Here is a 13,525-nt window from a genome sequence, read left to right on the forward strand (position 1 = left end):
AATATTTTAGAGGGAATACTGATTCCACATCAATATCCCCCTTAATAATTTAGAGCGAATTTCGCTAAAGCACTCGATTATTTAGAGCGCCCTTTTTTTTGCTACAACATATTTTGGTATCTATGCTTTAATTTTATACACATATTTCTTTCAATTTTTTTGCATGGTCTATAGATTGTTGTGTAATTTCTTTACCAGAAATCATTTTAGCTAATTCATAAACACTTTCTTTTTCATTAAGTAATCTTACATGTACTTTACTTGTGTTATCCATTTGCTCTTTTTCAATAAACAAATGGTTATTAGCAAAACATGCGACTTGAGCTAAATGTGTAATACAAATAACTTGTTGTTTTTTTGAGATTTTTTTCATAACGTACCCAATGCTTTCAGCCACTTTACCACTGACTCCTGTATCTGCTTCATCAAAAATGATTGTACCACCATCTTTTGAATTTTGTGAAACAGCTTTAATTGCTAGCATAATGCGTGATAATTCTCCACCTGAAGCAATTTTTTGAAGTGGTTGAAGTGGTTGACCACTATTTGTTGAAACAATAATTTTAACATTATCTATTCCGTTATCATTAAAATCATTAATTTGAAAATCAAATTTAAATTGAACTTGTTGAAGATACATTTGATTTAAAATATATTTTACTTCTTTTTCTAATTCTAATGCTTTATTTTTTCTTAAAATAGAAATTTTTTTAGCATAGTAAATCAATTGATTTTCTGTTTCTTTAAGTTTTAAATTGATATTTTCAATCATTTGATCTCTATTTTTGAATAATTCTATTTTTTCTATTAAACTATTTTTAAAATCAATAATAGCATCAATTGTTTGGCCATATTTACGTTTAAGCTTGTTTAATTTGAAAAAGGTTTCTTGCACTTCATTATAATGTTCTTCACTAAAGTATGATTGAGAAAATTGATCATAAATATCTTGATTTATACCATCTACTGTATAATAAAGATCATATAGTTGATCATAATTGTGCTTAATATCATCAATTTCGAGATATGAAAGTTCGTTTAAACTTTGTTTGAAGAGATCCATTATTCCTTTTGAAGAATCCATTAATGCTTTATAGTTTTTAATATGTTGAGAATTTTTTTCATAATTTAATAGATTATTTCTCTCTTTTAAAAACTCTTCTTCATCAAAATTTTCTAAATCTAATTCTTCTATTTCTTCTAATTGAGCTAAATAAAAATCTAATTGTTCATCAGTTAATTCTTCTTTTGTTAAAGAAAGATATTTTTGATTTAGATTCTTATACGTTTGATAAAGAGTAAGGTATTCTTTTTTTAAATCAGTTAATTCATTTCCAATAAAATTATCTAATAGCTTTAAATGATAGGATTCATTAAATAATTGATGTGTTTCAAATTGAGAATGTATGTCTACAATTTGTGACATTATTTTTTTCAATAATAATTGACTAGAATTACGATAATTAATTTTGATTGCTGATTTACCATCGCGATTAATTTTTTTTGAAATAACAAGATGCTCATCAATGGGAAAATTATTATCCAATAAAATTTTATCTATTTCTTTATTAGAAGAAAAAACACCTTCAATAAATGCATAATCAGCTCCATTTTTTACAAATGATGGTTGACTACGTTGACCTATCAATTGACCAATAGCATCAATGATAATTGATTTCCCTGCACCTGTTTCTCCAGTTAAAACTGTCATTCCTGATTGAAAGTCTATTTGAACTTGATCAATGATTGCAAAATTTTCTATATATAAACTTTCTATCATAGTATCACCCATCCTTTACCCTTTAAAACAAATATGTGCTTCATTTACAACATTTTCAATATCAATAGGATTATTTACTCCACCAACTTTAAAATGAGCTAAAAACTCAATATTACCTTCTCCACCGGTAATTGGAGAAAAAGACAATGCTTGTAAGCTCAAATGACATTCATTTGCATACGCAATGACATTTTCAATAACCTTTAAATGTGTTTTAGGATCTTTTACAATTCCCTTTTTCCCAACTTCATCTTTTCCTGCTTCAAATTGAGGCTTGATCAACGCTACAATATCATCATTTTCATTTAATATATCTTTAAGAGGGATAAAAATATGTTTCAAAGAAATAAAAGAAACATCAATCGTTGCAATATTAGGTATCCCATTTTCAAACAAATCACGGGTAGCATATCTAAAATTCGTTTTTTCTTTAACAATAACTCGTGGATCATTTCTTAATTTCCAAACAAGTTGATTCGTACCTACATCTACAGCATAAACACATTGTGCACCATTTTGAAGAGCACAATCTGTAAATCCTCCTGTTGAAGAACCAATATCAACCATAACACGATTTTGCATTGAAATATCAAATATTTTTAGTGCTTTTTCTAATTTTAAACCGCCTCTAGAAACATAGGGCATAACCGTTCCCTTTACAAAAAGCTCCATATCTACAGGAACTTTTGTACCAGGTTTATCAATAATTTCATGATCATTATGAACTATTCCAGCCATAACAGCACGTTTTGCTTTTTCACGCGAATCAAAGAATCCTTGTTCTACTAGTAATACATCAATTCTCTTTTTTTCCATTCGTTAATTCCTCACATTTATTTATAACAGTATCTAAATCAATTTTTTCATCATCATATATTTCTTGTACAGATCCTTGCTTTGAATAATGATCTGCAAGTGCAATATGTTCAAAAGTTCTTAAAATATGTTTTTCATTACAATAAGTCAATAATATCGAACCTAATGATCCTGTTTTTAAAATAGTTTCATATACAAGAATCGGTTTATCATTTTCAGTAAATATTTTATGTACCATATCTTCATCTATAGGCTTAATAAATCTCGCATTTATAATTCTAATATTTAAATGTTTAATTTTGATTATTGTTTTTATCTTTTCAACATTATCACCATAACAAATTAAAGTCATTTTATAGTCATCTTTGCAAGATTCAATAGTCCAGGTACCTAATTCTAATTGATTATTATAATCAACTTTTATATCATCGATACTTCCTCTAGGTATTCTAATAAAATAAGGTTTATTAAAATTATGAAATGCTGTATTTACAAATTGACGAAGTTCTCTAGCATCTTTAGGAGCAAAAAGAACGATGTTAGGAATAGGTGATAAAATACTTACATCAAATACCCCATGATGCGTTGGGCCATCTTCTCCTACAATACCTGCACGATCAATACTGCAAAGACATGGTAAATCCATTCTAGCAATATCATGATTAATTTGATCATAAGCTCTTTGTAAAAAAGAAGAGTAGACAGAAATAAAAGGTTTTTTTTGAGAAATAGATAAACCTGCTGTAAAAGTAAGAGCATGCTCTTCAGCAATTCCTACATCAAAACATCTTTCTGGGAATACTTTAAATAAAGTATTCATTGCAGATCCTTTAATCATTGCAGGAGTAATTGAAACAATATCCTTATCAATTTTCATCCATTGTAAAACCTGATCAGATATAATTTCCGACCATGATTTTTTTGAAGGATTTCCAGAAGAAAGCACACGGCCATTTTTTACATTAAATGGTGGAGTTCCATGCCATTTACCTTCTTGATCATTTTCAGCAAATGAATAACCTTTTCCTTTTTCAGTAACAACATGTACAACGACACTCTTTTTATTCTTTTGTGCAAGTTGCAATACTCTTATCAATTCAACAATATTATGTCCATCCACCGGACCTAAATAATCAATACCAAAGTCTTCAAAAATAGTATCATTTATAAAACCTCTTTTTACAAAGTCTTTAATATATTTTGTAGCTTTATAAACACTTTCTCCTAATTTCCCATGTTGTAAAATCGAACGATAGTCATCTTTCATTTTATTATATGTATTAGACATACGCACATTATTTAGAAAGTTGTTCATACCACCAATGCTTTTAGAGATTGACATTTGATTATCATTTAAAATTAAAATTACTTTATTATTAATTGAACCAAGATGATTTAAAGCTTCTAAAGATTCGCCGCCTACAATAGCTCCATCGCCTACTACAGGAACAATGCTAAAACTTTCTTTATTTAAGTCTCTTGCGATTGCCATTGCTACAGCTGCCGAAAGAGCTGTAGAAGAATGACCAGCCTCCCAAACATCATGTTTACTTTCACAACGTTTTTGAAAGCCTGATAAACCATTGAATTTTCTTAAATGTGTAAAATCTTTTGCACGTCCTGTTAAAATTTTATGAACATAACATTGATGTCCTACATCAAAAAATATTTTATCTTCAGGTGAGTTAAACACATAATGCAAAGCAATAGTTAATTCAACAATTCCTAAATTACTTGATAAATGTCCACCTGTTTGAGAAACAGATTCAATAATAAATTGGCGAATATCCTTTGCTAAGTCATTCAATTCCTTTTCTGTTAATTCTTTTAAAAAAGAAGGACCTTTAATTTTTGTTAAATCCATTTATCTCACTCTTTTCCATAATTTTTCAATAATTTCCAAAATCAATCCATGATTTAGTGTTAAAGAATACACAAGTTGCTGAGCTTCATTAAATAGTAAATCAACTTCTTTTTGAGAATTTTCAATTCCTAAAAGTGTAACATAAGTTTCTTTATGATTTGCTTCGTCACTCCCTGTATTTTTACCCAATGTTTTGGCATCAGATGTCACATCTAAAATATCGTCTTGAATTTGAAATGCTAAGCCAATTTTATAACCTATTTGTTTTAAAATTTCTAAATCGTTTGGTGAGGCAATTAAAGCCCCCATTTGAAAGGCACAAGATAATAATTTTCCTGTTTTATAATGGTGAATTTTATCTAATGTTTCTTTTGAAAGCTTTTTACCTTCATTTTCAATATCATATTCTTGTCCTAAAATCATCCCGTTTATACCACTTGATGTATATAAACAAGAAACAAGTGAAAGTTTTAATGAATCATCTAGATTGGTTTGTAAAATGATGTTTACTGCTTCATTAAGAAGACCATCTCCTGCTAAAATTGCTGTTGCTTCACCAAATTGTTTATGACATGTTGGTTTTCCACGTCTTAAATCATCATTGTCCATTCCAGGTAAATCATCATGGATCAATGAATAAGTGTGTATCATTTCTAATGCACAAGCAATATCAATATACTTTCTATAATCAAGGCCATATGCTCTAATCACTTGTAAAACAATTAATGGTCTAATTCGCTTTCCCCCTGCTTTTAAAGAATAATACATAGCTTCCTTAACCTTACTATCAGGATATTGAGATAAAATATTTTCAAGTCTTTGATTAATTTCATTTATAACATTATTCATTATTTTCTACCTCTACATCAAAATCTTCTAATTGACCATCAATAAGTATTTTAGAAACTTTATTTTCTACATTTCCTAATTTTTTTGAACAATATTGAGAAAGCTGTACGCCTTCTTGAAAAAGTTCAACACTATCATCTAAAGATGTTTCGTTATTTTCTAATAAATCGACAATTTCTTCTAATCGTTTTATTGCCTGTTCGAATGTCATTTTTTCCATATACATTACTCCTTATGAATCGTTGCTTTAACGTAACCGTCTTTTAAATAGATAGAAACATTATCTTCATTATTTAAATCATCTATACTTGAAACATATTGATTTTCTTTTTTTACTAAAGCATAGCCCCTTTCTAACGTTTGTAAAGGACTTAATGCATTTAATTTAGAAATCAACATACTTAAGTTATTTTGATTGGCTTTAAGTTTATTATGAAAATTTATTTTTAATAAATTTTCATATGTTTGAATCTTTTGTTGATAATGACTTACAAATACTTTATTTTGAGATTGTAATTGTAAATTAAGTTTTGTATAAATAACCATATTATTATTTAAACGTTTTTCCATGAAATTAGAAATTTTATCTTGTAAATAAGAAACATATTGTAAGTGATCACCATATAGTTTTTCAGGATTTTTAAATAAATAAAAGTGTGTTAAGCGATTTAATCTTGTATTCAATGTTTCAATTTTATACTTTATATTTGATTTTAAAAGACCATCTAACATTGATAAATGCTTATACATATCTTCTATATTAGGTGTGGCTTCAATAGCTGCATAGGTAGGTGTTAACGCTCTTAAATCACATACATAATCACATATTGTAAAATCTATTTCATGCCCTATTCCACAAATAATAGGTGTTTTTAATTCAAAAATTGTTCTTGCTAATGCTTCTTCATTAAAATTCCATAAATCCTCTAACGAGCCACCACCTCGTGCCAAAATAATGGTATTAAAGTGAAGTTCATCTACGAATTTCAAAGTTGAAATAATTTTCAAATATGCGTCTTTCCCCTGTACAGGTATAGGAAAAATGATAACTCTACACACAGGAAAACGTTTTTTTAAAGTACGCATTACATCCATTAATGCAGCACTAGGATATGCTGATAAAACAGCAATTTTGCTAGGGTAAGAAGGAATATTTTTTTTATATTTTTCATCAAACAAACCTTCTTGTAGTAATGATTTTTTCAAATTCTCAAATTTTAAAAATAATGAACCTACTCCATCAGGTTCAATATTTTTAACTATTAATTGATTATATCCTGTAACTGCATAAACAGAAACAGTTGCTTCTATTAAAACTGAATCACCATTTTTTACATCAAAATTTAATTGTTCAGCAAATCCTTTATACATAATCGCACTAATATGTGATTTACCATCTTTTAGTGTAAAATACAAATGACCAGAACTCATATTTCTTTTAAAATTAGATATTTCACCTTTGATGAAGACATGCTGTAATTGCATATCAACATCTATTTTTCGCTTTAAATAGTTATTTAAAGCAGAAACTGTTATATATTTTTTATCCAATGGCACCTAAAACTCCATTAATAAATTTATAAGCATCTTCATCACAGTATTTTTTTGCTAATTCAACTGCTTGATTAATTGAAATTTCTTTAGAAACTTCATTTCGTTCATAAATAGCTACATAAAGAATTGCTTTTTCCATCATAGAAAGACGATCAATTGACCATGATTTTTTCAAATTCTTTTCAATAAGAGGCACATATTCATCAATACGTTCAATCGTATTGAAAACAATTTCTTTACAAAGTTCAATTTCTCTTTCATCCATTCTTGGTTTATAACATTCGTTTAAATAATTCATAATTTCTTCTTCTGTTGAATTTGTTAAAAGATATTGGTAAACTGCAATAACAGCTTTTTCTCTAATTAATTTTTTTCTTACTTTTTCCATACACATTTCCTTCCAAAATATATTCATATTCTATCATAGTTTCTTACGAAATTAAATAAATAAACACAATAAAAAAGGAATTGCTAGACAATCCCTAGAATTTAATTTTATTGACATTAACATTCACTTTAACATTTCTAAAGCCAATATATCTATCAATAGCATTTACAACTTCATTTTGAATTTCACTAACAACTTTTCCAACATTAAGCCCATAATCAATGACAATGTCAATACCGATGATTACTTGATTATGATCATTGATTTCAATATTTACAGAATTTTTTCCACCATCAAAATCAATCCCGTTTATTTTACTCACTTCATGATTAGTAATTGCTTGAAAAACAGATAATTCAATATATTGTTCACCTAAATTATTTTTCTTTTCTACTGTATAGTATTCCATAAAATTACTCCTTTATATCTCTATACTTTATTTTATCTAAAAATCATTGATTATTCAAGTTAGAAGTATCATTAGTCTTCAACAAATTTAACTTCAATGATATATCCATTATATTTATTATGAATAAGCTTGATGATTTTATTAGCATCTTTCGAAGTTGCATCTTTTAATTTTACAACTACTTTCATGTGTTCACCATCAATCTCACAAAAACATTCTTTATACCCTTTATCAGTTAATAACTGACAGATATCTTTTTCATTTTTTATAATTGCTTTTGTTTTTTCATTAGAAGTAAGTGCTGTTGAAATTTCTTTTTCAGATGCTTTTGAAGAGGCAATTACCGTATTATTGTCATTAATTTTATTTTCATGATTTTTATTGAGTTCACTTTGCAAAATTTCTATTCTACTTAATGATTTTTTTGAGACCGTGTCACTTTGATCAATTGGTGGTACTAATAAATAATAAATTGATAAAACAAGAATCAATGTGAATAATGATAAAAATGTTATAGCTTGTTTATTCATGAACATCCCCTCATTACCTACTGTATGCAATCACGTTTTAGAATATGAAAAAACACTAGGTTTTGTCCTAGTGCTAAGCTCTGCCTGAATATTTTCCTTCAGCAGTTGAAATAACGACCATTTCTCCTTCATTAATAAATAAAGGGACTTTGATTTGGAATCCAGTTTCTAAAACAGCATTTTTTGTTGCTCCAGTTGCTGTATCTCCTTTAACCGCTTGTTCTGCTTCAGTAATTTGTAAAGTAACTTTATCAGGTAATTGTACACCTAATACTTCACCTTCAAAACTTCTAATCGTTGCTGTATCACTTTCTTTTAAGAAATTCTTTTCCCATTCTAAATTTTCAGCTGGAATTTCAATTTGTTCATATGTTTCTCCATCCATAAATACAAATGCATCCCCTGTATTATACAAGTATTGCATTTCTTTTTTATCGATTTGTGCTCTTTTTACTTTATCATTTCCACCGAATGTCATTTCAGTAGTAGATCCAGTACGTAAGTTTTTCATTTTAACTTTAATATTGGCTGCTGCTCTGGCAGTTTTATTATGAGAATAATCTAATACTACAAATAAATTTCCATCCATTTGAAAAGTAACACCTGGTTTTAAATCACTAACGTTAATCATAATAATCTCCTTTTTAATAATATCCTTGTTGATTGTAACAAAAAATTATTATGAATGGAATAGTTTTTTTATTTTTACAATCGATATTCTTACTATTTATATTTTTTGAAAAAAATTAACTTAAAAAAAAGAAATTTAAGAATAAATTGTCTATATAATAATAGGAGGATTTTTATGGAGGAACTATTTGAACAGATTATTTATCAAGCTATTAAAAAAAATGTAAGTGATATTCATTTACAATGTACAGAGAAAGGAGTGATTAAATTTAGGATTTGTGGGGAACTACTTACTTATGAAACCTATGAAAAAACAAATATTATTCAATTAATGAATTATATTCGTTTCATTTCTAAAATTGATTTAAATTATTACCGTAAACCTCAAACAGGACATTATGTGTATGTTTTAAATAATAAAAAATATAACTTAAGAATTTCCTCACTTATTGGAAAAGATATGGATTCCATTGTTATTCGTATCCTAAATAATCATCAAAAATTATCATTAGAAAATATTAGTAAAGATATTCATGTTTATCAATTTTTAAAACAGATTGTCCAAAAGGATAGCGGATTATTTGTAATAAGTGGTGCAACTGGTTCTGGGAAATCTACAACATTATATGCTATTTTAGATGCAATTAATAAGATGTATAAAAAAAATATTATTACACTAGAGGATCCTATTGAAATCAATAAAGATTATTGTTTGCAAATTGAAATTGATGACAGAAAAGGTATCAGCTATCATGAATCGTTAAAACAAATATTAAGACATGACCCAGATGTCATAATGGTCGGTGAAGTACGTGATGAAAAGACAGCTCAATTAGCACTTACATGTGCTTTAACTGGACATCTTGTACTAACAACTATTCATGCAAGTAATTGTATAAATACGATTAAAAGATTAGAAAACTTAAACATTTCATCTCTTGATTTAGAAGATGTTCTTCTTGGTATCATGACACAAAAAATGCGTTTTAACGATAAAAAAGAAGTATTTATTTTAAGTGAATACATTGATCAAAAAAACTTATTAAAATATTTTGATCGAAAGAAAATAGATTACTATGATTTTTCGAAAGCTGCATGCACATTAAAAAATGTAGGTGTTTTAAATGAAAAATAAATTACTTAATTTTATTGATCTACTTATTTTTTTCTTTAATCAAGGATATTCATTACAAGAAACGCTTGATTTTTGCAGTTTGCTTAACTATGAAAAAGAAGTAAAGGAAATAAAGAACTATTTAAATCAAGGTTTTTCTCTTGACGAAATTTTTATAATGCTTCCCTTTCCTACTCTATTTAAAGAATATTATTCATTTTTTAAAAATGAATTCACATTAGAAACTGCATTAAAAAAGTCAATTGAAATTTGCAAAAAAAGAGATGAGTATAAAAATATTTTTTTAAAAAAATTGGCATATCCAATTATATTGCTTATTTTCTTATTTGTTTTTTCTATTTTTACTGTTTTTTACTTATTACCACAGGTTGAAATTTTATTTAACGATTTTGATATTCAAAAATCATTTATTATTCAATGTCTATTTGTATTATTACATGCAATTCCTGTTTTTTTAACACTAATTACTATAATAAATATTATTTTAATGATATTTATCTATCAAAGCATTGCAAAACAAAAATTCAATCAGATAGATTTTTTGATTAATCACACACATTTTATTAAAAAATTGATTTGTAAGTATTATTCGTTAAAGTTTGCAATTTATTATAATGAATTACTCATACAGCACTATGATACAACATCCATTATTGAAACTTTATATGATAAAATAACTGATAGTGATATTAAAATGATTGTTTATGAACTTTATCGTTTAATTATAAATGGTCATGATTTTAATTTAGCAGTTAATGATTTTCCTTATTTTTCAGATGATTTTAAAAAATTTATATCTATTATTCAAAATAGTCATGAAAACCAAAGTTTAGAAAATTATATCCAACTTACATTTATGCAATTAAATCAATTTGTTTCTAAATTTATAAAAATCATAGTTCCATTGATTTATGGTTTTGTTGCTACATTTGTAATTGTTGTGTATGTTTCAATAATAATTCCTATGATGAATGTTGTCTCAAATTTATAAAAAGGAGGATTATAAGGATTATGAATTCTAATAAAAAAGGTTTTACACTCATTGAAATGGTTTTTTGTATTTCTGTAATACTAGTTATTTTACTGCTTGTTATTCCAAATGTTACAAGTAAAAATCGTTTAGTAAAAGAAAAAAGTTGTGATGCACAAATTGAAGTTGTTAACTCACAAATCATTTTGTATGAAATCGAGCATGGAGAATTACCAACTAGTATGTCTCAATTAACTTCTGGCAGCCATCCTTATTTAAAGGAAAAACAAGCTGTTTGTCCTTCAGGACTTGCCATAAGAATAAGTGATGGTGAAGCCTATGTTTCAAAATAAAGGATTTACTTTGATTGAAATGTTGTTAGTAATATCTATTATATTAACATTGTCAGTACTTTCGTTCCCTTTTATGAATACAAAAACAATTTATATAACGGATGAATGTGTAAAAAAACAAATAGGAATGATTATTAATCAGGCTAAAAGTAAGGCAATAATTAGTCATGAAAAAGTTAGTTTAATTGTATCAAAACAAGAAATATCTTTTATTGATCATCAAAAAAAATACAGAGTAGTTTTACCTAATAATTATTTTTTCAATAATATTAAAGAAATATATTTCAATAAAGATGGCAATATAAATCAAGCAAATCATATTGATCTCATTGCACCCAAAAAGAAATATACCCTTATTTTTCATCTTGGAGCGGGTGATTATGAGTTTAAATAAAAAAGGTTTTACTTTGATTGAAAGTCTTTTTGCTTTTAGTATCTTTACTACTGTTATTATTCTATTAGTGTCTTTATATGTAACAAATTCAAAAACAAACATCAAAGTCAATCAAGAATACGAAACTTATCAGTCAGAGAAACAACAAATAGAATATACACTTAATTTAGATGAAGGAATAGAGACATGTCTAAAAAAGGCTTTACATTAGTAGAAGTATTATTGAGTTTATCTATCACATTACTTATTGTTTTAAACTGTTCATTACTAGTGAAAGTTTTAAAAATTTCTAATCAATCAAAATATATCGATACATCGCTAGAAAATGCAATATTTTCACTTAGTAATGAACTTATAACGGCTAAAAATATAGAATATGGTGATAGTTTAAGTTTTCTCGATGAAAATGACGATTCTCATAAAATAATACTACAAAACAAACGACTCGTTATTACACCTGGACACCATATTTTATATCATGACATTGATTCTGTATATTTTGAAAATACGAATGGATTTATCAAAATAAATTTAATGAGTAATAATAAAGAATATCAATTTATTGTAGGTAGTGATTATGAAAAAAAAGAAGAATAACGGAAATGTTCTACAAATCACCCTTATTTTATTGCTCATGCTTTCTCTTAATATATTTTCATTATGTCATTTGACAATTCTAAATAGTCGAGGTTTTCAATCTATAAAACAAACGAATGATATAAGACTACTTAAAAATATACTTATTGCAAATTATAAATACGAAAATCAAAATAGCATTTTATTAAGTAATTATTTAGAACTTGAAAATTACACAATTTCGTATACTGTTGATGATATGGGAGATTATTTTTTAATAGAAACAAGATTAAAAAATGATCGATATAAACTCAATATCACATTTTATCTTGAATTGGATAAAGAAAAAAATGTTATAAAAAAAGTAGAATAAATTGTTATTCTACTGAAGATATGGATTATTTAATTTTTCTTGTATTAAAGTTGTCAATTCACCGTGTCCAGGATATATTTCATAATCATCTTTTATTTCTTTAATTTTTTTTATACTATTTCTTGTGTCTGTTGAAGATGATGTTGGAAAATCAAATCTACCAATTCCATTTTTAAACAAAACATCTCCTGAAAAAATAACATGGTAATTTTTTAAGATGATAAAGCATGAACCAATTGTATGTCCTGGCAAATGTAAAAATTCAAAATGAAAGTCACCAATAGCTATATCCTTATCAACAGCTGTTACTTTAGATTTAATTTTTAATTCACCGTAATAGTTAGATAAATTTAATTGATCATTGTAAATCATTTCATAATCATCTTGATGAATATAAACAGGGCAATTATATTTTTCTACTAATTCATCTATAGCTCCAATATGATCAAAGTGACCATGTGTTAATAAGATAGCAGTTAATTGTAAATTATTTTGTGTTAAATAATTTATAAGTAGCTCAGCCTTATCCCCTGGATCAATTAGAATCGAATGATTATTATTTTCTATCAAATAACAATTTGTTGACATTATTCCAAGTACAAATTTTTTAATAATTAATCTTTCCATAAAATATTCTCCAATAAAAAAATAAGCCTAAGCTTATTTTTTTTCTTTGTGTACAGTTTTTTTATTGCATCTAGGGCAATATTTATTTACTTCCATTCTATCTGGATGATTTCTTTTATTTTTAGTGTTGATATAATTTTCTTCTCCACATTCTGTACATTTTAAAATGATATTATCTCTCATGATTACACCTCCGCATCACTAAAACTTTCTTAGATATAATAACATATTAATTAATGAAATACTAGCATTTTTTTAATTTAAACCATATTTTTCT

Annotated in this window: 19 protein-coding genes; 7 read left to right on the forward strand and 12 right to left on the reverse strand. The window is 26.4% G+C overall.

Annotated features, from left to right (window positions below):
- Window positions 1-133 precede the first annotated feature (133 nt).
- From recN to efp, 10 genes are all read right to left on the reverse strand, one after another.
- The gene (gene recN / locus LJD34_RS14000) at window positions 134-1,780 is read right to left on the reverse strand and encodes a DNA repair protein RecN (RefSeq protein WP_227360194.1); all 1,647 of its coding nucleotides are present in this window, start codon (window positions 1,778-1,780) and stop codon (window positions 134-136) included.
- A gap of 15 nt (window positions 1,781-1,795) precedes the next feature.
- Window positions 1,796-2,596, reverse strand: a complete 801-nt coding sequence (locus tag LJD34_RS14005) for a TlyA family RNA methyltransferase (protein ID WP_032090064.1) — start codon at window positions 2,594-2,596, stop codon at window positions 1,796-1,798.
- The gene (dxs, locus tag LJD34_RS14010) at window positions 2,577-4,460 is read right to left on the reverse strand and encodes a 1-deoxy-D-xylulose-5-phosphate synthase (RefSeq protein WP_032090065.1); all 1,884 of its coding nucleotides are present in this window, start codon (window positions 4,458-4,460) and stop codon (window positions 2,577-2,579) included. The genes LJD34_RS14005 and dxs overlap by 20 nt, the downstream gene beginning before the upstream one ends.
- Window positions 4,461-5,309, reverse strand: a complete 849-nt coding sequence (locus tag LJD34_RS14015; protein WP_032090066.1) for a polyprenyl synthetase family protein — start codon at window positions 5,307-5,309, stop codon at window positions 4,461-4,463. It abuts the gene before it with no gap.
- Window positions 5,302-5,529 (reverse strand): exodeoxyribonuclease VII small subunit, encoded by a 228-nt coding sequence (gene xseB / locus LJD34_RS14020; RefSeq protein ID WP_022001564.1) that lies wholly within the window; start codon window positions 5,527-5,529, stop codon window positions 5,302-5,304. The genes LJD34_RS14015 and xseB overlap by 8 nt, the downstream gene beginning before the upstream one ends.
- A 5-nt stretch (window positions 5,530-5,534) precedes the next feature.
- Window positions 5,535-6,866 carry an exodeoxyribonuclease VII large subunit gene (gene xseA / locus LJD34_RS14025; protein WP_227360195.1) on the reverse strand — a complete coding sequence of 444 codons (1,332 nt, stop codon included), beginning with the start codon at window positions 6,864-6,866 and terminating at the stop codon, window positions 5,535-5,537.
- Window positions 6,853-7,251: a transcription antitermination factor NusB gene (gene nusB, locus LJD34_RS14030; protein WP_107029442.1), complete on the reverse strand. Its 399-nt coding sequence runs from the start codon at window positions 7,249-7,251 to the stop codon at window positions 6,853-6,855. The genes xseA and nusB overlap by 14 nt, the downstream gene beginning before the upstream one ends.
- Window positions 7,252-7,345: 94 nt before the next feature.
- Window positions 7,346-7,660 carry an Asp23/Gls24 family envelope stress response protein gene (locus LJD34_RS14035; protein ID WP_022001561.1) on the reverse strand — a complete coding sequence of 105 codons (315 nt, stop codon included), beginning with the start codon at window positions 7,658-7,660 and terminating at the stop codon, window positions 7,346-7,348.
- 71 nt (window positions 7,661-7,731) lie between these two features.
- Window positions 7,732-8,190: a SpoIIIAH-like family protein gene (locus LJD34_RS14040; protein WP_227360196.1), complete on the reverse strand. Its 459-nt coding sequence runs from the start codon at window positions 8,188-8,190 to the stop codon at window positions 7,732-7,734.
- 73 nt (window positions 8,191-8,263) lie between these two features.
- Window positions 8,264-8,821, reverse strand: coding sequence for an elongation factor P (efp, locus tag LJD34_RS14045; RefSeq protein WP_022001559.1), 558 nt, complete (start codon window positions 8,819-8,821; stop codon window positions 8,264-8,266).
- 174 nt (window positions 8,822-8,995) lie between these two features.
- Between efp and LJD34_RS14050 the strand changes: the two genes are divergently transcribed.
- The 7 genes from LJD34_RS14050 to LJD34_RS14080 are packed head-to-tail and all read left to right on the forward strand — an operon-like array spanning window position 8,996 to window position 12,621.
- The gene (locus LJD34_RS14050) at window positions 8,996-9,955 is read left to right on the forward strand and encodes an ATPase, T2SS/T4P/T4SS family (RefSeq protein ID WP_022001558.1); all 960 of its coding nucleotides are present in this window, start codon (window positions 8,996-8,998) and stop codon (window positions 9,953-9,955) included.
- Window positions 9,945-10,946 (forward strand): type II secretion system F family protein, encoded by a 1,002-nt coding sequence (locus LJD34_RS14055; RefSeq protein WP_227360197.1) that lies wholly within the window; start codon window positions 9,945-9,947, stop codon window positions 10,944-10,946. The genes LJD34_RS14050 and LJD34_RS14055 overlap by 11 nt, the downstream gene beginning before the upstream one ends.
- 20 nt (window positions 10,947-10,966) lie before the next feature.
- Window positions 10,967-11,278, forward strand: coding sequence for a competence type IV pilus major pilin ComGC (gene comGC, locus LJD34_RS14060; protein ID WP_147580253.1), 312 nt, complete (start codon window positions 10,967-10,969; stop codon window positions 11,276-11,278).
- Complete coding sequence (gene comGD / locus LJD34_RS14065) at window positions 11,265-11,672, forward strand: competence type IV pilus minor pilin ComGD (protein WP_032090072.1); 408 nt, start codon at window positions 11,265-11,267, stop codon at window positions 11,670-11,672. Before comGC ends, comGD begins: the two co-directional genes overlap by 14 nt.
- Entirely contained in the window at window positions 11,659-11,883 is a 225-nt protein-coding gene (locus LJD34_RS14070; protein ID WP_032090073.1) for a type II secretion system protein, read from the forward strand. Before comGD ends, LJD34_RS14070 begins: the two co-directional genes overlap by 14 nt.
- The gene (locus tag LJD34_RS14075; protein ID WP_022001553.1) at window positions 11,859-12,269 is read left to right on the forward strand and encodes a prepilin-type N-terminal cleavage/methylation domain-containing protein; all 411 of its coding nucleotides are present in this window, start codon (window positions 11,859-11,861) and stop codon (window positions 12,267-12,269) included. Before LJD34_RS14070 ends, LJD34_RS14075 begins: the two co-directional genes overlap by 25 nt.
- On the forward strand, window positions 12,250-12,621 hold the full coding sequence (locus tag LJD34_RS14080; protein WP_178475405.1) for a hypothetical protein: 372 nt from the start codon (window positions 12,250-12,252) through the stop codon (window positions 12,619-12,621). The genes LJD34_RS14075 and LJD34_RS14080 overlap by 20 nt, the downstream gene beginning before the upstream one ends.
- 9 nt (window positions 12,622-12,630) lie before the next feature.
- Here LJD34_RS14080 and LJD34_RS14085 read toward each other — a convergent pair whose 3' ends face one another.
- Together LJD34_RS14085 and rpmG are read right to left on the reverse strand one after the other, a co-directional pair.
- Window positions 12,631-13,248, reverse strand: coding sequence for an MBL fold metallo-hydrolase (locus tag LJD34_RS14085; protein ID WP_227360198.1), 618 nt, complete (start codon window positions 13,246-13,248; stop codon window positions 12,631-12,633).
- Between the two features lie 33 nt (window positions 13,249-13,281).
- Window positions 13,282-13,431 (reverse strand): 50S ribosomal protein L33, encoded by a 150-nt coding sequence (gene rpmG / locus LJD34_RS14090; RefSeq protein WP_022001550.1) that lies wholly within the window; start codon window positions 13,429-13,431, stop codon window positions 13,282-13,284.
- Between the last annotated feature and the right edge of the window lie 94 nt (window positions 13,432-13,525).

The sequence above is a fragment of the Faecalibacillus sp. MSK20_93 genome (assembly GCF_020589945.1).
GTDB lineage: Bacteria > Bacillota_I > Bacilli_A > Erysipelotrichales > Coprobacillaceae > Faecalibacillus > Faecalibacillus intestinalis.